General features: G+C 61.6%; 22 protein-coding genes, 3 tRNA genes and 1 pseudogene. 16 read left to right on the top strand and 10 right to left on the bottom strand.

Annotated features, from left to right (window positions below; genetic code table 11):
* Positions 1–116: 116 nt before the first annotated feature.
* Positions 117–1274 (top strand): 3'-5' exonuclease, encoded by a 1158-nt coding sequence (locus tag V1289_RS00875; RefSeq protein WP_334395231.1) that lies wholly within the window; start codon positions 117–119, stop codon positions 1272–1274.
* On the opposite strand, the gene V1289_RS00870 is transcribed toward V1289_RS00875, so the two are convergent.
* The 3 genes and pseudogenes from V1289_RS00870 to V1289_RS00860 form a co-directional block, all read right to left on the bottom strand.
* A complete protein-coding gene (locus V1289_RS00870; protein ID WP_334395230.1) occupies positions 1170–2042 on the bottom strand; it encodes an integrase core domain-containing protein in 873 nt (290 codons plus the stop codon). The two genes, V1289_RS00875 and V1289_RS00870, sit on opposite strands and share 105 nt — an antisense overlap.
* Before the next feature lie 526 nt (positions 2043–2568).
* Positions 2569–3786: an IS256 family transposase gene (locus V1289_RS00865; protein WP_334407198.1), complete on the bottom strand. Its 1218-nt coding sequence runs from the start codon at positions 3784–3786 to the stop codon at positions 2569–2571.
* A gap of 608 nt (positions 3787–4394) precedes the next feature.
* Positions 4395–4625: pseudogene (locus tag V1289_RS00860) on the bottom strand (transposase); the annotation flags it as partial.
* Between the two features lie 78 nt (positions 4626–4703).
* On the opposite strand from V1289_RS00860, the gene V1289_RS00855 reads away from it, so the two are divergent.
* Genes V1289_RS00855 through V1289_RS00840 form a run of 4 tightly spaced genes read left to right on the top strand, consistent with a single transcriptional unit; the run spans position 4704 to position 7059 of the window.
* Entirely contained in the window at positions 4704–5378 is a 675-nt protein-coding gene (locus V1289_RS00855; RefSeq protein ID WP_334395229.1) for a hypothetical protein, read from the top strand.
* The gene (locus tag V1289_RS00850) at positions 5375–5875 is read left to right on the top strand and encodes a DoxX family protein (RefSeq protein ID WP_334395228.1); all 501 of its coding nucleotides are present in this window, start codon (positions 5375–5377) and stop codon (positions 5873–5875) included. The genes V1289_RS00855 and V1289_RS00850 overlap by 4 nt, the downstream gene beginning before the upstream one ends.
* A gap of 51 nt (positions 5876–5926) precedes the next feature.
* Complete coding sequence (gene ligD, locus V1289_RS00845; RefSeq protein ID WP_334395227.1) at positions 5927–6871, top strand: non-homologous end-joining DNA ligase; 945 nt, start codon at positions 5927–5929, stop codon at positions 6869–6871.
* The gene (locus V1289_RS00840) at positions 6868–7059 is read left to right on the top strand and encodes a hypothetical protein (protein ID WP_334395226.1); all 192 of its coding nucleotides are present in this window, start codon (positions 6868–6870) and stop codon (positions 7057–7059) included. The genes ligD and V1289_RS00840 overlap by 4 nt, the downstream gene beginning before the upstream one ends.
* Positions 7060–7083: 24 nt before the next feature.
* Here the strand turns inward: V1289_RS00840 and V1289_RS00835 are convergent, their stop codons facing one another.
* Positions 7084–7242, bottom strand: a complete 159-nt coding sequence (locus tag V1289_RS00835) for a response regulator (protein ID WP_334395225.1) — start codon at positions 7240–7242, stop codon at positions 7084–7086.
* A gap of 326 nt (positions 7243–7568) precedes the next feature.
* Between V1289_RS00835 and V1289_RS00830 the strand changes: the two genes are divergently transcribed.
* The gene (locus V1289_RS00830; RefSeq protein WP_074272416.1) at positions 7569–7790 is read left to right on the top strand and encodes a hypothetical protein; all 222 of its coding nucleotides are present in this window, start codon (positions 7569–7571) and stop codon (positions 7788–7790) included.
* 11 nt (positions 7791–7801) lie between these two features.
* Here the strand turns inward: V1289_RS00830 and V1289_RS00825 are convergent, their stop codons facing one another.
* Positions 7802–8050 (bottom strand): hypothetical protein, encoded by a 249-nt coding sequence (locus V1289_RS00825; protein ID WP_334395224.1) that lies wholly within the window; start codon positions 8048–8050, stop codon positions 7802–7804.
* A gap of 112 nt (positions 8051–8162) precedes the next feature.
* Here V1289_RS00825 and V1289_RS00820 point away from each other — a divergent pair, with 112 nt between their 5' ends.
* On the top strand, positions 8163–8426 hold the full coding sequence (locus tag V1289_RS00820; RefSeq protein WP_334395223.1) for a molybdopterin-dependent oxidoreductase: 264 nt from the start codon (positions 8163–8165) through the stop codon (positions 8424–8426).
* 600 nt (positions 8427–9026) lie between these two features.
* Here V1289_RS00820 and V1289_RS00815 read toward each other — a convergent pair.
* The 3 genes from V1289_RS00815 to V1289_RS00805 form a co-directional block, all read right to left on the bottom strand.
* A complete protein-coding gene (locus V1289_RS00815) occupies positions 9027–10379 on the bottom strand; it encodes an IS1182 family transposase (RefSeq protein ID WP_334395222.1) in 1353 nt (450 codons plus the stop codon).
* Positions 10380–10533: 154 nt separating this feature from the next.
* Positions 10534–10608: transfer RNA gene (locus V1289_RS00810), tRNA-Thr, on the bottom strand.
* Positions 10609–10741: 133 nt separating this feature from the next.
* Positions 10742–11164, bottom strand: coding sequence for a hypothetical protein (locus V1289_RS00805; RefSeq protein ID WP_334395221.1), 423 nt, complete (start codon positions 11162–11164; stop codon positions 10742–10744).
* 129 nt (positions 11165–11293) lie between these two features.
* Between V1289_RS00805 and V1289_RS00800 the strand changes: the two genes are divergently transcribed.
* The 4 genes from V1289_RS00800 to V1289_RS00785 all read left to right on the top strand — a co-directional run bounded on the left by V1289_RS00800 (position 11294) and on the right by V1289_RS00785 (position 13881).
* Positions 11294–12010 (top strand): dienelactone hydrolase family protein, encoded by a 717-nt coding sequence (locus tag V1289_RS00800; RefSeq protein WP_334395220.1) that lies wholly within the window; start codon positions 11294–11296, stop codon positions 12008–12010.
* 51 nt (positions 12011–12061) lie between these two features.
* Positions 12062–12757, top strand: a complete 696-nt coding sequence (locus V1289_RS00795; protein ID WP_334395219.1) for a HoxN/HupN/NixA family nickel/cobalt transporter — start codon at positions 12062–12064, stop codon at positions 12755–12757.
* A 173-nt stretch (positions 12758–12930) separates the two neighbouring features.
* Positions 12931–13404 (top strand): hypothetical protein, encoded by a 474-nt coding sequence (locus V1289_RS00790; RefSeq protein ID WP_334395218.1) that lies wholly within the window; start codon positions 12931–12933, stop codon positions 13402–13404.
* Positions 13405–13467: 63 nt separating this feature from the next.
* Positions 13468–13881: a hypothetical protein gene (locus tag V1289_RS00785; protein ID WP_334395217.1), complete on the top strand. Its 414-nt coding sequence runs from the start codon at positions 13468–13470 to the stop codon at positions 13879–13881.
* A 79-nt stretch (positions 13882–13960) separates the two neighbouring features.
* Here the strand turns inward: V1289_RS00785 and rlmB are convergent, their stop codons facing one another.
* A complete protein-coding gene (gene rlmB, locus V1289_RS00780; RefSeq protein WP_334395216.1) occupies positions 13961–14788 on the bottom strand; it encodes a 23S rRNA (guanosine(2251)-2'-O)-methyltransferase RlmB in 828 nt (275 codons plus the stop codon).
* Positions 14789–14991: 203 nt separating this feature from the next.
* Here rlmB and V1289_RS00775 point away from each other — a divergent pair.
* Positions 14992–15077: transfer RNA gene (locus V1289_RS00775), tRNA-Tyr, on the top strand.
* 192 nt (positions 15078–15269) lie between these two features.
* A complete protein-coding gene (locus V1289_RS00770) occupies positions 15270–16133 on the top strand; it encodes a hypothetical protein (RefSeq protein WP_334395215.1) in 864 nt (287 codons plus the stop codon).
* 14 nt (positions 16134–16147) lie between these two features.
* Here V1289_RS00770 and V1289_RS00765 read toward each other — a convergent pair whose 3' ends face one another.
* On the bottom strand, positions 16148–16549 hold the full coding sequence (locus tag V1289_RS00765) for a YciI family protein (RefSeq protein ID WP_334395214.1): 402 nt from the start codon (positions 16547–16549) through the stop codon (positions 16148–16150).
* A gap of 337 nt (positions 16550–16886) precedes the next feature.
* Here V1289_RS00765 and V1289_RS00760 point away from each other — a divergent pair, with 337 nt between their 5' ends.
* The 3 genes from V1289_RS00760 to V1289_RS00750 all read left to right on the top strand — a co-directional run bounded on the left by V1289_RS00760 (position 16887) and on the right by V1289_RS00750 (position 17814).
* Positions 16887–17075 (top strand): hypothetical protein, encoded by a 189-nt coding sequence (locus tag V1289_RS00760; RefSeq protein ID WP_334395213.1) that lies wholly within the window; start codon positions 16887–16889, stop codon positions 17073–17075.
* Positions 17076–17104: 29 nt separating this feature from the next.
* Positions 17105–17326, top strand: a complete 222-nt coding sequence (locus V1289_RS00755; protein WP_334395212.1) for a hypothetical protein — start codon at positions 17105–17107, stop codon at positions 17324–17326.
* A gap of 414 nt (positions 17327–17740) precedes the next feature.
* Positions 17741–17814: transfer RNA gene (locus tag V1289_RS00750), tRNA-Gly, on the top strand.
* The last annotated feature ends 112 nt before the right edge of the window (positions 17815–17926 follow it).

The raw sequence follows: 17926 nt of genomic DNA, 5'->3' as shown, positions 1-17926 counted from the left end.
TTTATATCGGAAATCCGTATTACAAGACGCCAGAAGCTGATGAAGATCGCGCCGCGATCATCGAACACGACCTAATTTCGACGAACTACACTCCCAGGACCAACTATCAGCGCTTGGTGAGCAAGGAAGCATATGACGCGCGTCTTCCAGCGCTGTCCTGGGCGCCGCAAAAGCGACATACCAGCGTCTTTCGAATCGCGTTCCGGAATATGTTGCCGCCCAAGAACGAGCGGACGCTCATTGCTGCACTTATACCTCCAGGGATCTGGGCGATTTTTGCTGCATACAGAGCGCGGCTCGATCAGGAAAACCTGTCGGAGCCCGAGGACGCCTACCGGGCAGCGAGAGAGATTTTGGCGGCAAAGCCGGCGCTCCTGCCCTATCGCGCCGTCGTCGTCGACGAAGCGCAGGACCTTGGTGCCGAAGCTTTCAAGCTGATCGCGGCGATCGCGCCGAAGGCGGACGGAGGCGGAGGCAAGGCTGCACCCGATAGTCTCTTCGTTGTCGGTGATGCGCATCAGCGCATCTATGGGCGCAAAGCATCTATGACGAAGTGCGGCATCGACGTGCGGGGAAGGAGCAAAAAACTGAAGGTTTGCTACCGCACCTCTGACGAAATCCGTCGATGGGCTGTCGCGGTGATGGAAGGTGTGACCGTCGACGACCTCGACGAATCGTCCGACGATCTCCGCGGGTACCGCAGCCTGTTCCATGGGCCGGTGCCCGAGGTTCTTATCGCGAAGACCACCGCGGGGGAAATGAATGCGCTCACTGAATGGATTGAGAACTGTAAGGATGACGGGATCGACGAGTCCGACATCTGTGTCCTCTCGCGAACGAACCCTATCCTGAAGGAAATCGGCGAGGCCTTGAAGCAGAAGGGATACAAGACGGTACAGATCGCACCTGGCGAGGCCGATAACAGGGCGAAATCAGGCATTCGGCTGTCGACCATGCACCGCTCAAAAGGCCTTGAGTTTTCTGCGGTGGCCTTGGTTCGGATCAATGAGGATGTTGTTCCCCCGAAGGCCCTTTTGAGTTTGGCGCCTGACGCGGCAATTCGCAGATCGCTGATAGCCGGCGAGAAGTCGCTAATTCACGTTTCGGCGACGAGAGCGAAGCGGAAATTGTTCGTCAGCAGTAGTGGGCAGCCCGGTGCCTACCGTAAATCACATCCGGCCATATTGATGGTGCAGTCCGCCCAGGATCGGGCGGCAGACGATATTCCCGGCCCACTCAACGCCGCGAGGGACCGGGGCATCCTTGTTCAATGACAAATGAGTGCGCGTGGCGTTGTAGTAATCTTTGTACGACAGCAGAACGTGGCGCAGATGGCGTTCGCCGAAGACTGCGACATGATCGATGCATTCCCTCCGGATTGAACCGATCAACCGTTCTGCGCAGGCATTTTGCCAAGGTGAGCGGAAAGACGTCGGGCGGTCTCGAATGCCGATCGACCGAACCCGGCGGACAAAGATCTCGCCATAAGCTCGATCGCGGTCCCTGATCAAGTAACGAGGGATTTGCTCCCAGCCACAGGCTTCAGTGAACTGATTGGCGATCCATTCGGCCGTCGGGTGCGCGGTCACCCCAAACCACAGGATCTGCCGCCGGCCATGGCCCATGATCAGCAAACCATAGAGCAGCCGGAACGAGATGGTCGGCACGACGAAGAGGTCCATTGCGACAATGCCATCCGCATGGTTGCGAAGGAACGTCTTCCATCCCTGCGAGGGAGGGCCCCTCCTCCGCGCCATATACTTGGCGACGCTGGTCTGGCCGATCTCGATGCCGAGCTTGAGAAGCTCTCCATGGATTCTCGGCGCTCCCCACAGCGGGTTGGCGATGCTCATCGCGCGGATCAGCCGGCGAATTTCCAACGGTACCGTTGGTCGGCCGCAGCGGTGCCGCGATTTCCAGCGCCAATACGATCTGAAACCGGCACGGTGCCAACGGATGACGGTATCCGGCTTCACAAGCGTCAGCGCCTTGATGGTATTTGGCACCAAACGATACAGCCCAACAAAGATCAGGCGATCCATGGCACTGAAGGCCACTCTCTTCGGCAGATGCCGTCGCTGGATGTTAAGTTGATGACGAAGGATCAGGATCTCAGCTTCCAACGAGGCCCGCGACCGGAACAATAAGACCAGCACCGACCAGACCAGGCTGCAAGCTTCTCTCATGAGACAGAAGCATTGCGCGATTCGGCCTCCCGTACCAGCCGGATTAGGTTTCCGACAGGGACAGCCGGGTAATTTTTCGAAGGGTGTACTGGCCTCGAAGGGATGCACAACTTTGGCGTTATGGCACGAGTGTTGCACAAGTGGGGAAAGCTCCTTTTGCCTCTTATGTGATTTCAAAGAGTTAGGCGTTGTAAAAAGGTCACGTTCGACAACTTCTGCGCGATCAGCCTTGCGACAGCCATGGAGCATCATAGGGCGAACCAATTTTTGAAGACTGCAACAAACCTCAATTTTGTCCAACCGAAACTGTACTCGTCGGTGCCGTCGGAGAAATGGTTGGAATTGGGCGTGGCGCATTCTCCGGGAACATGAGGGTATCGTTTCAGGCTGCGAGGTCAATCGGCTGATTGCCAGGCTTTACGGCGAGCGTCTGCCATCCATCGACCTTGCGCATGTTGATCTGTCCAGAGGCGAGCAGCGCCCAGAACAACATGGCTGCGGTGTCTGCTGACGGCAGCACGGTTTGCGTCTTGATTCTTCGCTTGAACTCTTCGTGCAGCCGCTCGATTGCATTGGTGGTGCGCACGCTGCGCCATTGGCTCGGCGGCAGGCGCGTGAAGGTGAACAAGCGTTCTCCTGCCTCCTCCAGGCTGTCGGCGACGGCGCGATGCTTGAGCCTCCATTTGCGGATGAAGGCTTTGCGGCGCGCTTCGATCTCCTCAGGCGTCGTCGCGTAGATCATGTCGTTGTAATCAGCGGTGATCTCGTCATGCAGCCGCTCTGGGGCATGTGCGAACAGGTTCCTGTGCTTGTGGACCGTGCAGCGCTGGACCGGCACGCCGTCCCAGACGGAGGCGATGGCCTTGTCGAGCCCCGGCGCGCCATCGACGATGAGGAATTCCGGACGCCGCAGCCCGCGATTGATGAGGTCAGCAAGGACAGTGCGCCAGGCCTCGGCGCTCTCGCCGCCCATGCTCTTGATCGCGAGCAGCACCTTCTGGCCGTCCTCGCGCACGCCGAGAACGACCAGCAGCGAGATGGAGGTCGCCTTGCGGTCGAGCCGCACGCGCACCACGGTGCCGTCGAGGATCAGGCGCACGATCGGCTCTCCAGTCAGCGAGCGGGTGTGCCAGGCGTCCCAGTCGCTCTTCACCTTGCGCCAGGTCCGGCTCACCGTGTCCTTGCCGACCGTCCCGCCGAACAAGGCCGCGAGCGCGCGACGCACCCGCCGCGTGTTGGTGCCAGCGAGATACGTGCTCGCGATCAGCGCGTCGGCGGCCAGTGTGCGCCGCTGATAGGCCCGCAGCGTCTGGCTCTTCCATTCGGTCGTCTTGCCATCGGCAGTGGTCAGACGGGCGCGCGGCACCGCGATCTCGATCGGTCCGAACGTGCCGGTCAGCGATCGCGTCCGGCTGCCGTGGCGGTGGCCCGCAACGCTCGCTCTTCCTTCGTTGCCGGACATCGGGATGCGCCCGTAACGTGGCCGCGAAAGTGCCGCCTCGAGCTCGCCGCGGAGCAGTTCTTCGATGAACTCACGCGATCGAGCCCGCACTTCGGCCTCAAGCGGATCAAACCAATTGTCGAAAAGATCGCCGGCCATATCGGCCGCAGGCTGCAAAGAATCAGGCTTCGTGGTAGTGCTCGTCATGGCGTGGTCTCCAGTCCGACGCTTCAACGCCGGATGATTCGAGGTTGATCACCCCGGAGACTACGCCACACTCAATTCCTACCAACCCCGCGACGGCACCTACTCGTCAAGATGATCACTGCTTCTCCGATTGCACGGTGTTCGTTATTCAAATTCTTGACGATGCAGATATAGCCTTCTGCATCTCGGGCGCGGAATTGCGGACCGTTCTATCCGCGACCACCATGCTCGCAGACAAGCCGCATCGCCTCAACGGACGAACTAGCGTGCAGCGAATTTGTGTTTTGACGATCTTGCCTCCGGTTACCGCACTCACGGTTGGGCTACCCGCGCAGCGGGCTATCGCGCAGCGATTTCGTGCTTTGGCCTTAGGTCACCCCGACCGGACTAGCATTACAGTTGTCTTTTTGATTTGAAGTGAGCGCGTTGAGCGGCAGCCTGGTGAGCTCTGCGCCAGAAAGACCATGCGATGATGCGTGCGGGTTGAATACGCTTTCGAGCAAGTCTGATGGCAATGCGGCGGATTTCCTGGATTGACCAACGGATCAGTGGCGGTGCGGTTATGTTTTGGCTTTTGCCGGGGGGCGCCGTTTCGTTTTTTTTGGCGGTGGCAGATTAGCGCGATGTCGGATCGCGGCCATCATGGTGAAGGCGAGCATCACCAAGGACACATGACGGTGCCAGCCATGCCAGGATCTGCTCTCGTTGTGATCGAGCCCGAACTCGTTTTTCGCGGTTTCAAAGCTGTCCTCGATCGCCCATCGATGGCCTTCGACCGCGACCAGCGCTTGGGCTCGTCGTAGCCGGCTTCGACGCCATGGTCCGACTCGGATAGCCTGGCGCCGGATAGGGAAGCGCGGACCACGCGCATGACAGCCGAGCCGAAGCCGAAGTCAGCCAGGAAGAAGCGCGGCCGCACCCCACGCGAGGTGTTGGTCGACTACGTGGTCGAGATCGACGGCTGGGACTGGGGCTACTCGCTGTCCCTCAACACGCTGTGGCGCGAGGCGGACCCCTACAACGAATTCAGGCACCTCAAGGTCACCGGCAGGATGCTGTGGCCGAAGGGGTTGAAGACCGATCAGGTCGAGGTCTCGCTGCTGCCGTCGTTCGACATGAGCGAGGAGCACCGAAAGGATTTCAAGCCCATCGCGCTGGGTGGGCTTGAGGCCTACCCCGACAGGATCGACGGACACGTCGGGATCCCGGCGGACGCGCTATCGCCGATCCTGCAGAAGCTGATCGCCGGCCGGTTCAAGTTTGCCCTGATGCGGGGCTCGAAATTCCGCTACCGCAGCGCCAGGCTGGTCAGCCTGCGGCTCGAGATGAAACTGACCGAAGACGATATGCCGGACGACCCGGCGAGCGGGATCCAACCCGTGCAGAGCGGCGCGTCTCCGAGGTTCGGGGATCCGGCCCTTGCCGCCGCACTTTTTGCAGCGGTCCAAAAGATTCCCGCCCATGAGCGCTTCCGGCCGGTTGCAAATTTACGGCAACGCGACAAACTCACGCTGCTTCAAATCATTTCAAGGAGCGACCGATGATTGACCAAAGGATTGCGCCTTATGCTGCATTGCTACTACGCGTGACGATTGCCGGACTGTTCATCGCTGCCCTGTACGGCAAGTTCGTCCTCAAGCCCATCGGCGTCTGGTGGAATGGGCTTCTGAAGGCCGGATATCCGGAATGGGTTCTCGCCTACGCCTTGAGCGCGGAATTTGCGTCAGCCGTTCTGCTGTTGCTCGGCGTCTACACTCGCTGGGTGAGTATCTACACTTTGCCGATGATGATGGGAGCCACCCACTTCTGGATGGTTCGCAAGAGCTTCTGGTTCGTCGAGGGTGGATGGGAAATGCCTTTCGTCTGGGCCGTCATGCTGCTCACCCAAGCGCTGCTGGGCGATGGTGCTTTCGCGCTGAAGGTACCCAAGCTGCCTTGGGACGCGCGGCTTAAGAGAGCGCCGGCCTTAGAAGCTTGTCCGGTGCATGCCGTCGGAACGAACGATCCTGCGGGCTACCAAATCGTGGGATATACGAAGTAGACTGCCCGTCGTCGCCCTCCGGCCGCGGCGGGCTTTTTGTGAGTTGCGTAGTTGGCCAAGCGTACCCAGACCCGGTTCCTGGCGCGGACGATCGAGGGCTCACGGCCCTCGGAGATGCCGGGATTCGTCCCGCCCCAGCTGGCGACGCTGAGGTCGAAGGCCCCCGCCGGCGACGGCTGGCTCCACGAAATCAAGTACGACGGCTACCGCCTTCAGATCCACCTGAACAAGGGCAGGGTGACGGTCTACACCCGGAACGGATTGGACTGGACGAAGCGCTTTTCCGCGATCGCCCGCTCATTCGACATCCCGGTCGAGCGCGCGATCTTCGACGGCGAGGTGGTCGTGGTGAAGGACGGCCGGACCAACTTCTCCGAGCTCCAGGCCGCGCTCGCCGGCGGGCAGCAGGGAGCGCTGACCTTCCTCGCCTTCGATCTTCTCTTCCTCGAAGGCTTCGACCTGCGGGGCGCGCCCCTGATCGAGCGCAAGCGCATCCTGAAGGGACTGTTCGACGAGACGGGATTGGCAGGCCCCGTGATGTACGCCGACCATCTCGAGGGCGACGGGGCGCGCCTGTTCGAACATGCGTCCAAGCTGGGATACGAGGGCATCATCTCGAAAAAACGCGACGCGCCCTACCGATCTGACCGCAGCGATGCGTGGGTCAAGATCAAGTGCGTGCAGCGGGCGAAGTTTCCGGTCGTGGGGTTCGTCAAGGACCCCACGGGCGTGGCCGCGCTGCACCTCGGCCGGAAGCAGGGAAAGGATTTGGTCTACATGGGCAAGGTCGGCACCGGCTGGTCGCGCACCGTTTCGAGCCGGATCCGGAAGCAACTCGACACCGTCGTCAGCCCGAAATCGAAGCTGACGAAGCCGATCAAGGCTCTCAGGGCCACCTGGACCGAACCAAAGTTCGTCGCCGAAATCGAGTACCGCGACATCACGGCCGAGGGGCTGCTGCGGGCCAGCTCGTTCAAGGGGCTGTCGAAGGCATGAACCCGAAGTGTCCGATCTGCAAAGGCGTCGGCTGGGTCTGCGAGAACCATCCGGACAAACCGTGGGATGCCCAACTCGGGTGCGTGTGCGGGGCTGGCGTGCCCTGCAAGTGCAACGAGACCGACGGCGTCGATGAGCCGGACGTCAGCCAGGTGATCGTCGAGGACGGCCCGCAGCGCCGCCACTAGCCAACTCCGGACCAAGCCCGCGCGTCAGCGCGGCGGCTTGAGCTCGCCGGCGAGCCAGCCCACGGCATCAGACTTCATGGGATCCACGGCGATCGAGATCGTCTCCGTCCGGCCGCAGGTGGAGCACTCGAACGTCCGCTCCTCGAACCCGCGCTCGCCGGGAGAAATCCGCGCCAGGGCCATCCTGTGTTTGCACACAGGACACATCGGTCGGTCGTTGGTCGGTCTGCCCATGACACCCTTGCCCAGAGGCCATCATACCCAAACTGCGCCGGCTGTCGGCAAAATGCGCGAGTCAGGACGAGATTTTCAAAGGGCGGCTTGTTCATCGGAACGGCCGCGGCGCGGAGGAGTTGATTAAACGGGCCGCGACCATTGCGCGGCCTGCGTAGCTCCGCCCCCAAGCCCCGAAAAGCCCCCCAAACGCGGGGCTGCGCTCATGGTGGATTGCCACCTTCCAAAGCCCGCGCGGACAACAAGGGATCTGTCCCGCGGGGCGAAAGACAAGCTTGAAGAAGCCAGCAAAAACGCGCGAAGAGCTCGAGGCCGCGATCAGGCTGGAGATGGAAGACATCAGCGAGTTGCCGACAGATCTTGCCATCTCGGTCGTGCCCTTTGAGGATACCTGGAAGGTCGGGATCATGACGGAGGGACCGCAAGATGCGGGGCGCTCCGAGATGATCGAAGCGATCGCGGACAGGCTGCGCACCGAATTCGACTTGAAAGGCTGAACCGAACGGATTCAGAACGCGCTCAGGTCCTCGGGCACGTCGCCGAACTTGCGGATCACCTTGGCGTCGCCGAAATCGCCGGTCGCGGGATCTCCCGTCCGGCTGAATGCCACCACGCCGACGACGCCGGGTTTGCGCGAAAGCGCCTCCGCCTTCATCACGGCCGCGTTCAGGTTGAAGCATTCGGTCGCCTCGCCAGCGGCGACGCCGTCGTCGGCAACGACGAAGGGCAGGGCGACGTAGTAGGTGACCTCGGACATCTCAGTCGTCCTTGCGCTTGCGTTTGCCCTCGATCACCCGCACGGTCTTCATCGAATGCACCGGTAATGGCTGGGAAAACTGGAAAAAGGCGGACCCCAATGTCACGGTCTTGTGAGCACCAATGAGTGGACCGGCGTTCCGCTTCCCTTTCTCATCGATCTCGTCGGGAAGGACCGCCGATCCACCTGGATGCTGGCGGAAGGCGCCGACGCAGCCGGCGTTGATCCGAGTATTCCGCTCACCGAGGAGATCATGGACGAGGCCTTCATCGCATACGGCCAGAACGGCGAGCCGTTGCGGCCGGCCCACGGCTTTCCGATCCGTCTCAATCGACAAATCGCGTCCGACAGCCCTCGGATCGGCGGCAGGAAATAACCGTCGCAGTGACGGCAGGGCCGTAAACCGACGATGCCCCGAGAGATCGGCACCCACCTCGCGCGGCGGCACGTCGGCAAGCGTATCGGCTGTCGCCTGCGTTGTAAGGAGAGCGCTCGCAACGCCTGCCGTCGTGCTTGCGAGGAAACGCCTGCGCGAAAGCGGAGCTTCTGCGAAATCCTAGCGGTGTAGGAGATGATCGCCCAGGGGCAAGATTGCTCGCATGACACGATCACATCACGAGAGGCCGACTAACTCACGAAGCAAAAGATCAGCAAATTGACCGAAGAGGCTGCGAACAGCGCCAAAGTCACTGCGACCAGCGTTTGAGGGCGGTTCGAACTTGGTGGCGTTCTCATAGAGAGAAACATCCGGCGATTCTACGCCGCGAGTCCCGCGAATAATTTGCTTGAAAATTCAGAATTCGTTTACGACTCGGCTCGCGGTCGTCAGTGAATCATTTAAGGTCCCTGCGCTGGAAACTCGGCGCAGGTCACAGCATGACCGATAAACTGGTCGGTCGCTCCGTGGGACTACTCCATGCTGAAGGCTTACCTAGGAGCCCGTCCAGATAGGCGTTGCGATGGGCATTGTTGCAGGTTAGCCGGCTGAGGCTGCGTTTGCGAGGGTGAACAGCTTCAGGAGGTTGTGGGTGGTGCAGATGATGGCCCATTCGGCCCGCACTTTCTCTACGCCCCGCAACAGGAACTGGCGGAAGCCGCGCGCCTGTTTGATCTGTCCGAACACCGGTTCCACTACTTGCTTTCTCAATCGGTAGGGTGTTTCGAAGCCGCCGTCGTCGATCTTCTTTCGCATCCGTTGGGTCAGCGGTCCGCCGATTTTTCCGTTCGCTGCTGTCGGGTGCTTGGCGCGTCCGGGCGCGACATAGCCGTCAACGCCGTGTGCTTCGAGCGCTTCGAGATTGGATTCGCTGCAGTAGCCGGAGTCCGCCGAGGCCTGCTCCGGCTTGCGGCCGAGATTGTTCTCGATGGCCTCGATCAGGGGCACCAGCTGGCCCTGATCGTTGCCGCACTGCGTCAGTTCGTGCGCGACAATGATCTGGGCGCCTGCGTCGACGGCGGCCTGGGCATTATAGGCCTGAACGAAGCCATCCTTCGACTTCATGATGCGGCTTTCCGGATCGGTGAAGTTGCGTTGCGACTTGGGATCAGGTTGGTCCGATGCCGGCGCCGCCGGTTTGCCCGGCTTCTTGCGGCCTTCGACTTGGCGCTGCTGTTCCTTTTCGACCTCGATGCGACGCTCTTCCTCCGCCGCCAGCTTGGCATCCGCCTCCAGCGCCGCCATCGCCTGCTGGATCTTCGCCAGCCGCTTCTCCTTGTCGCCAGCCCAATCCGGCAGCTCGTCGCCGCGCTTGTCCTTACCGAAAGTCTCGTCTTCCTCGGCATCCGCCGCCTCGGCGGCCGCCAGCATGCGAGCGACCTCGGCTTTCAATTCCGCCTCGCGTTTCTTCATGCGCTCATAACTCATCGCTTTATGTTTCGACGCGTTCGCTTTGATCTTCGTGCCATCAAGCGCGACATGGCCGAGTTTGACCAACCCTGCCGTCTCGCACAACTTCAGAACCTGCAGAAACAGCGCGCCGAGCGCCTTCAAATGCCGCTTGCGGAAGTCGCTGATCGTGCGAAAATCCGGCGGATCGAGCGCCACAATCATCACAAAATCATTCCGTTCGCGGCAGGCCTTCGCGATCCGCCGCGACGAATACAGCCCACTCGCATAGCCGTGCAGCAGAAGCGCCACCATCATCCGCGGGTCAAACGGCGGTTGCCCGAGCCCGCTCACATAGCTGCCCGTGATCTCCTTGAGATCGAGGCTCTCCCGCACCAGTTCAACGATAAACCGCGAGACATGGCCTTTCGGCACGAAGTCCTGCACATTCGGCGGCAGAAGCAGCGTCTGATCGATATTCCAGGGGCGAAAATACTTGCTCATAGCCCAAGGTTGAATCAGACTCGCTCAGAATTGAACAGCCGCTATTCGGACAGGCTCCTAGCCCGAATGTAGCCCCATGTAGCCCTGTAGCCCATTTGGCTGCCAAGTGCCGGAAATTTGGGGCTACATTTGTGCAGAAAACCAGCATAAATGCTGGTGCCGGTTGAGAGGATTGAACTCCCGACCTTCGGTTTACAAAACCGCTGCTCTACCGCTGAGCTAAACCGGCGAATTGAGGGGATCGGCGGCCCGAATATCAGACTTGCCCGCAAAGAGCCAGAACCTCGAAGCCCGCTTCCACCATGATCGCGCACAAAAAAGGCGGCCCTTAGCCGCCCTTTTTGCCTCAAAGCGCGAAAGTCTTACTGGCAGAGGTGCCGGCGGCCGTCTTCGCCGCGGAAGTAGGTACCGGGGGTGCAGATAAAACCGTTCTGCCGGGCATAGGCGTCGCTCGCGAGCGGTGCGGTGGCGATGGCTGCCGCGGTGCCGACCGCCCCGCCGACGACGCCAGCTGCGACATCGCCCGGCCAGAAGCCGGTATCTCGTTCGCTCCATCGGTCGCCATTCCAGCGATTGTAGCTGTCGTTCCAGGTGCCGTTGTGCCGGTAGGCACGCCGCTGATAGGCGCCTCGGTAGGGATTGCCCGGTCCGTAATTCTGGCAATTGGCGTTCGGATAGTACTGCGCGCATTTGCCGGGGCTGGTGACCACCTCCTGCGCCATGGCAGGGCTTGCCAGGGCGGAGGCGAGGATCGCGGCGGCGCCGAGAATTCGAAATTTCGTCATGCGGTTTCTCCGGAGTGGGAAGGGTGAGAAGAACGGATGGCGCCGGCCGATGTTCCGATTTCGGGTTGTGTACGCTTCAAACCGGTGTGAAGTTCCGGTTACCGTCGATTTCAAGGACCAATGGATTTCATGCAGACGCGCGACGTCGATTACCGCTGCGAACAAGCCAATTTGCGCGGCTATCTCGCCTGGAATGATAGCGCTGAGCCGCAACCGGGCATCCTGGTGTTTCACGAGGGGCTGGGATTGGGCGATTTCGCCATGGAACGCGCGCGCCGGCTCGCTGGCCTCGGCTATGTCGCGCTCGCCGCCGACATGTTCGGCGAGCGGCGGCAGGCGCGGAACCTGCAGGAAGTCACCACCCTGGTCGGCGGCCTCCGCGCCGAGCCGGAAAAACTCCGCGCCCGTGGCCGTGCGGCGCTGGAAACGCTGGCGGCGTTGCCGCAAGTCGACGCGCGACGACTGGGGGCCATCGGATTTTGCTTCGGCGGTTCGGTGGTACTCGAACTCGCGCGCGCGGGCGCCGATCTCAGGGCCGTCGTCAGTTTCCATGGCGTGCTGGCAACGAAAATGCCGGCGGTATCGGGTAAGGTGAGGGCGAGCGTGCTGGTCTTAACCGGCGCGGACGATCCCCTGGCGCCGCCCGATCAAGTCGCCGATTTCGAGAACGAGATGCGCGCAGCCGCCGTGCGGGACTGGCAGGTCATCAGCTACGGCAATACGCTGCATGGTTTCACCAATCCCGCCTCCGACGGATCGATGCTGCGCAGCGCGCTCTACAATGCGCAGGCCGACCGCCGTTCATGGGCGTCGATGCAAAGCCTGTTCGATGAAGTGTTGACCTGACAAGTGCTGCGACCTGGTGTTTGATGCGACCTCATATGGGGCAGGGGGCATATGTTCGGAATTCTGGGGCTTGGGTTTTTGCTGGGCATGCAGCACGCGCTCGAGGCCGATCATATCGCCGCCGTATCCAGCATTGCCGCGCGCCGCACCGACGTCGGTGATATCGTCAAGCACGGGCTGACCTGGGGGCTCGGCCATACGCTGACGCTGTTCGCCTTCGCCGGCGCCGCCATCCTGCTCGGTCACGCGATCCCCGAGGCGATGGCGCGTCCGATGGAGACCGCCGTCGGGGTCATGCTGGTCGGTCTCGGCGCGCATGTGCTGTGGCGGCTCTGGCGCGACCGCGTGCATTTTCACCGGCACGGCCACGGCGATGGCACGGTCCATTTCCACGCCCACAGCCACGCCGGCGAAGCCGTAGCCCATGCGCGCGCTGCTCACGCGCATGAGCATGGTTTTCGCTGGCGCACGCTGCTGGTCGGGTTGATGCACGGCATGGCCGGCTCTGCCGCGCTGCTGGTGTTGGCGGTATCGCAGGGCTCCAGTCCCGCGATCGGACTTGGCTACGTCGCGCTGTTCGGGATCGGCTCGATGATCGGCATGGGCGCGCTGTCGACGCTGATCGCGGTGCCGATTGCGGCCTCCGCGCGCTGGCTCACGTTTGCCAATCGCGGCCTGCAAGGCGCGGTCGGCCTCGTTACCGTTGCGATGGGCGTCACGACGATCGTCGAAACGGTGTTTACGTAAGCGGATACGCTCGAACGGCCCGGCCGCGTTAACAATTACTGATTGCAATCTCTCGCAATTGAACAGACGCGGATGCTTACGCGTTAGGCTTACCGGCAGTTTGGTCGGACGCTTTAACCCTTGGGTCCGCGCATTGGATTAGGTTGCGGCCAGAGAGGTCCGGACTCCAAGCAATGCGCATTTGCGTGACACTGGCAATTTTGTTGGCGACGACGTCGGCGGCTTTCGCCGGCGGCGGCTTCGACATCGTCATTCCAGGCCGCGCCGGCGTGCCCGTCATCATTAACGGCGTCGATGCATCCTATGCGGTGGTCGAAGGCGAATGGGGCCTTGGTCAAAATTGGCAAGTGCAGCCGACCGTCTATGGTGGCCGCGTCATCGATCCGGTTCCGAATGTCGGCCACTATTATCCCAGCGCGGGCCATTTGCCGGGTTACGGCCGTCTGGAGATCGAGCCGCCGCTAGGCCGCAGGTTGCCGCAGCCGGCCGAGAGCTATCATCAATCCTGGTCGGCACAATCAGCGCCATTGCCTGCGCAGTCCGATGTGCCGGTCAATCCGCCTGCGATCATCTATGCGCCGCAGGGCGACGGTCTCCTTGGCGCGCCACCGAATGTTCATCCCCGCAAACATCGGGGTATGCCGTAGTAACTTCCCAGGAAGACTTTGAAGAAACCCACGCCCACAAGAAAACACTTACAGGAGAGAATAATGCGTCAGATGATTTCAGGATTGGTTGCGGCAGTCGCCGCGATGGTTGCTGCGCCCGCAATGGCGTGCGGCTTTAGCCCCTGCGGGCTGCCGGAGGTCTATGTTTCCCCGGCGCCGGCCTACAGCTATTCGGGCTGCAACCCCTGCGGCTGGGCCCATGAGCGGCTCGCCGATCCCGTGTACCAATATTACTACGTCAACCAGGGCCCGACCTATACCGGTCCGGGCAACTGGGCTCCGCAGCCGACCTATCAGGAGAGCGCGATCCCCGGTTACTACCACCCGCATCACCACTATCGTCGGTGGCATCACACCGGCTATTACCACGCGCCGCGCTATCACTACGGCTACGCGCCGCATCACGCCTACGCGCCCTATCACTACGGCCATCACGTGCTGCGCCGCTACTACTGAGCGCTTCGACTGGTCGATAGCGTAGATTAAAATACTCAGCGCCCGTTCGCGTCACGCGAGCGGGCGTTGTTCTTTTAATTCAGCCCATCAGGCCGAGCCGGCTGGCGCCGATATAGAGCGCCAGGACGGCCGCGTTCGAAACGTTCAGGCTCTTGATTTCGCCGGGCATGTCGAGCCGCGCCACCACGCTGCAGGTTTCGCGCGTCAATTGCCGCAGGCCCTTGCCCTCGGCGCCGAGCACCAGCGCCAGCGGTTGTCGCAGGGCGACGGCGCCCAGATCATCGCTGCCTTCGCTGTCGAGCCCGACCGTGAGGAATCCGCGGTCGTTCAATTCGTTCAGCGCGCGCGCGAGATTTTGCACCGTGACCAGCGGCACCAGCTCCAGCGCGCCGGACGCGGATTTCGCCAGCACGCCGGTGGCCTCCGGGCTGTGCCGCGCCGTGGTGACGATGGCCTTGACCGCAAACGCCGCGGCCGAGCGCATGATCGCACCGACATTGTGCGGATCGGTGATCTGGTCGAGCACCAGCACGATGCCTTCCTGCGTCAGCTCATCGATGTCGGGCGAGGGCAGGGGATCGGCTTCGGCCAACAGCCCCTGATGCACGGCGTCCGGGCCGAGCCGCTGGTCGATGGCGTTGGGCCGGACGATTTCCGGCGGCACGCGGGTGTCGATTTTCTCGTCCGTGAGGCGGCGGGCGGCATTTTCGGTCAGCAGGAGCTTGCGGATCTCGCGCTGCGGATTGGCCAGGGCTGCCACCACCGTGTGCCAGCCATAGAGAATCACCGGCCCGTCCGAACCCCCGCCTCGGTCGCGCCAGGCCGGCCGGCCGGCCGATTTTCGGCCCTTTTCGAAGGGTTTGCCGCCGCCACGGCGGAACGGCGGTTTTCGGTCGCGATCGCTCATGGGTGAGCTTGTGTCACGGGTTCCGGATTATGGCAATTTGGGCATTTGGAGGGGCTATTTAGCATGCGTCATTGGTTGACTTTGCCATGGCCCTTCCCGCATAAACCGGCCGACCGGGAGCCCGCCATCGGCTCACGGTATTAACGTCATCCATGGCCTCATCCGCCGCCAATCGAGCGGTTGGGTTTGCGATGCTGTTAAACGGGGGAGTGTCCCGAGTGGCAAAGGGAGCTGACTGTAAATCAGCCGTCTTATGACTTCGAAGGTTCGAGTCCTTCTTCCCCCACCAGCCTACGCTCGCGTGCGAGCGTGGCTGCCGCGCCGGAGCCCACAGGGCGAAGGCGGGCTTTGCTGCGGCGAGCTACGGCTCGGCGAGCCACTGGAAACGTAGCTTGAGCGCAGCGAGAGCGAAGACGGACTGGTGTGGCAACCGAGCAATGCTGCCGCAGCGAAGCCATCGTCCCTTCATGATCGCGCGCAGATGATCCCACGCCGTGCCGGAAAATTTCGGGCATCCCTGATCGTTGTGTTGCTGCTGTTGCTGGCCTGCATCGTTCCGGTACTGCTGAACTGCTCGCAACTCTACCAACGCGTTTACGACGACAGGCGCTTTCCGGCGCTGAGCAGATACGCGCTCGAGCCGACGCCCGAGGTGGCGCTGGTCGGCAGTTCGATGATCTCCAGGGTGTACGAGGGGTATTTCCAGACCCGATTGCGCAATGTCGCGATCGGGGGCGGTTCTCCCATCACGGGACTTGCGATCATCGCGAGCTATCCGGCGCTGCCGCGGATCATCGTGGTCGAGACCAATATCCTTTCCCGGCCGCTCGATCCCGCGCTGGTCGAAATGTTCGGCAGCAACGACGCCACGCCATTTCGCTGGTTCAGGCCCTATCGCGTCGCCATTTCCTACATTTATTATTGGCTGAAATATAAGTCCGAGAGCGACAATGTTGCGCGGCTGCCGCGACAACCTCCGTCGAGCTACGACATCAAGTCCTCGCTCGATGAAACCGAGGTCGAATATGGCAGCCACGGCCTCGACCAGCAGATGGCTGCAAACACCGAGGCGCTGCGCGGTCTGGTCGCAAAGCTCGAAAGCAGGGGATGCCGGATCTATTTTGTGGAATTGCCGTATCCGGGGAATCTGAACGATTCGCATTTTGCGCAAACCGCGCGGTCGTTGGCGCACAAGGCGTTTCCCGATCGCGAAAAATGGCCTGAGATCGATTACCATGTGCCCGAACTACGATGGGTCGACGCCTCGCATATGGACGAGCGGTCCGCGATTATCGTCGCCCGGGAAATCGACGGTTTTCTCGGCCGCCTGACACAACCAAATTAAGGGCTGGCCTCCGGTCAGCCCGGATCGGGTTCGGCGGCGGCTTCGGTGACCGGGAAGGGCACGCCGGGAAGATAGAGGAGGAGGGCGCGGATTTCGTAGACCGCTGACGGATTGACGCGGCGCAGGTCGCGGGCGGCCTGAACGGCGGCCTCCTCACCGGCGCAGTCGATGACGTAAAATCCCAGCAACTGCTCCTTTGTCTCGGCAAACGGGCCATCGATCACCGTTCCGGCGCCCGGACCTCGCAGGGTGCGGGCCTTCCCGGTCGTCCCCAGACGTGCCGCCGGCCCGAGCCGGCCCTCCTGATTGAGCCGGTCATGGACCCCTTGCAGATCGGTCATGAGCGCCGCATCCGCCTCTGGTGTCCAGGACATGACTTCGGCTTCCACGTGATAGGCCAGGATGGCGTAGAGCATCGGTACCTCGTTTGGTTCGACCGAAAGCCTGCCCCGCATTTGAAGCGGGGTGGATGCCGGTTCGCATGGAGAAAACGCGTCAGAATAACAGCCTGGATGATCGGTTCCGACCCGATCACCTGGCGGGCTTGGTCCAAGGACGTTTCGCGCGGTCAATTCCCGACAGGTCATATTGGAAGATGATTCGGCCGCCGGGTGACCCGGCCGGTGTCCCGGTTGCATGCTGCCACGAAACAATCCGGAAATACGATATATCCGCACGCCCTTGAACGCGCCGCGGGAACTCCACGACTGATGTGCAGAACGCAGGAACCGCGCAGCATTCACGGAGAGGGTCATGCAACGTAAGCCAGCCACGATCATCAGCGATGCCGCCCGGTCGCCCGCTTCGACACAGGCCGGCGATTGGCATGATACGAGCGGTCATCACCGCTACTACGGCAGCTCCGCCACCAATGCCGGCGAGCAGATCGTCGAAAGCCGGCGCGGCCCGCGCCCGCGATCGGTCAATCTCTGCGGCTTCTGATCGCGCATTCGCAAAACGAGATTTCGGACATGACCGCCGCGACTGCAGGCACGCTCCTGGTTCTGTTCCTGCCGTTTCTGCTTTCGCTGGCCGGGCAAGGCGGGATGGCGAAGATGCTCTGTCTGATGACGAGCGTTCTCGCCTTGCTTCTCAGCGTCAAGGAATACGCTGCCGTCCTGCCCTGGATTATCGGCATGCTGATCGCAACCGTTTCCGTCTGGGAAAGAATCAGGCAGCGGCGGATGGTGTAGCGAACCATGCATCGCCATTCCCGGATGGTCCGAAGGACCAGACCTCAGGTGCGCAATTGCACATCGTTGTTCGCGCTTCGCGCGCCCCGGAATGACATCAAACAAAAAAGGCGCGGCAGGATGGTCCGCCGCGCCCCAACTTTTGAACTCGCTGGTCCAGGGCTGAGAGCGCCCCGATGCCAAGCCTCAAATGAGCTTAGCGGGCGATCCCAGCGAGGTGACAGCGCTTGGTAAGAGACACTGGATCACCTCCTTTCGTTGGTTGTGGAAACCTTAGTATAGGAAGCGAATCTGCCGGTGTTAAGGGCCGGAATGGCCGATAATGCTGATGGAACAAGACTGTTTGCCCTGATGGCGAGGCGAGCGCAGGGCGGTTGAGGCCGCCCGCATGGCATGTTAGGTGATCTCTCAGGCGCGGGTGTAGCTCAATGGTAGAGCAGCAGCCTTCCAAGCTGAATACGAGGGTTCGATTCCCTTCACCCGCTCCATCTCCGTAACGCGTAATCACCTGCAGTTTCAGTGTGTTACACGGAGGTCGGAGTCCGTCAATGACGGGAAAGTTTTATCCACGATTTTGATTCGGGCGCTCCTCGGGCGCTG

It is taken from the genome of Bradyrhizobium sp. AZCC 2289 (genome assembly GCF_036924615.1).
Taxonomy (GTDB): domain Bacteria; phylum Pseudomonadota; class Alphaproteobacteria; order Rhizobiales; family Xanthobacteraceae; genus Bradyrhizobium.
Note: the sequence above shows the minus strand (reverse complement) of the source record. Positions and strands in the feature narration are given on the sequence as shown.

Bases quoted from the DNA above. Each gene is read 5' to 3' on its own strand.
- V1289_RS00870 (WP_334395230.1), bottom strand. From the start codon at position 2,042: ATGGATCGCCTGATCTTTGTTGGGCTGTATCGTTTGGTGCCAAATACC.
- V1289_RS00865 (WP_334407198.1), bottom strand. From the start codon at position 3,786: ATGGCCGGCGATCTTTTCGACAATTGGTTTGATCCGCTTGAGGCCGAA.
- V1289_RS00855 (WP_334395229.1), top strand. From the start codon at position 4,704: ATGACAGCCGAGCCGAAGCCGAAGTCAGCCAGGAAGAAGCGCGGCCGC.
- V1289_RS00850 (WP_334395228.1), top strand. From the start codon at position 5,375: ATGATTGACCAAAGGATTGCGCCTTATGCTGCATTGCTACTACGCGTG.
- V1289_RS00840 (WP_334395226.1), top strand. From the start codon at position 6,868: ATGAACCCGAAGTGTCCGATCTGCAAAGGCGTCGGCTGGGTCTGCGAG.
- V1289_RS00835 (WP_334395225.1), bottom strand. From the start codon at position 7,242: ATGGCCCTGGCGCGGATTTCTCCCGGCGAGCGCGGGTTCGAGGAGCGG.
- V1289_RS00825 (WP_334395224.1), bottom strand. From the start codon at position 8,050: ATGTCCGAGGTCACCTACTACGTCGCCCTGCCCTTCGTCGTTGCCGAC.
- V1289_RS00815 (WP_334395222.1), bottom strand. From the start codon at position 10,379: ATGAGCAAGTATTTTCGCCCCTGGAATATCGATCAGACGCTGCTTCTG.
- V1289_RS00805 (WP_334395221.1), bottom strand. From the start codon at position 11,164: ATGACGAAATTTCGAATTCTCGGCGCCGCCGCGATCCTCGCCTCCGCC.
- V1289_RS00800 (WP_334395220.1), top strand. From the start codon at position 11,294: ATGCAGACGCGCGACGTCGATTACCGCTGCGAACAAGCCAATTTGCGC.
- V1289_RS00795 (WP_334395219.1), top strand. From the start codon at position 12,062: ATGTTCGGAATTCTGGGGCTTGGGTTTTTGCTGGGCATGCAGCACGCG.
- V1289_RS00790 (WP_334395218.1), top strand. From the start codon at position 12,931: ATGCGCATTTGCGTGACACTGGCAATTTTGTTGGCGACGACGTCGGCG.
- V1289_RS00785 (WP_334395217.1), top strand. From the start codon at position 13,468: ATGCGTCAGATGATTTCAGGATTGGTTGCGGCAGTCGCCGCGATGGTT.
- rlmB (WP_334395216.1), bottom strand. From the start codon at position 14,788: ATGAGCGATCGCGACCGAAAACCGCCGTTCCGCCGTGGCGGCGGCAAA.
- V1289_RS00770 (WP_334395215.1), top strand. From the start codon at position 15,270: ATGATCCCACGCCGTGCCGGAAAATTTCGGGCATCCCTGATCGTTGTG.
- V1289_RS00765 (WP_334395214.1), bottom strand. From the start codon at position 16,549: ATGCTCTACGCCATCCTGGCCTATCACGTGGAAGCCGAAGTCATGTCC.
- V1289_RS00760 (WP_334395213.1), top strand. From the start codon at position 16,887: ATGCAACGTAAGCCAGCCACGATCATCAGCGATGCCGCCCGGTCGCCC.
- V1289_RS00755 (WP_334395212.1), top strand. From the start codon at position 17,105: ATGACCGCCGCGACTGCAGGCACGCTCCTGGTTCTGTTCCTGCCGTTT.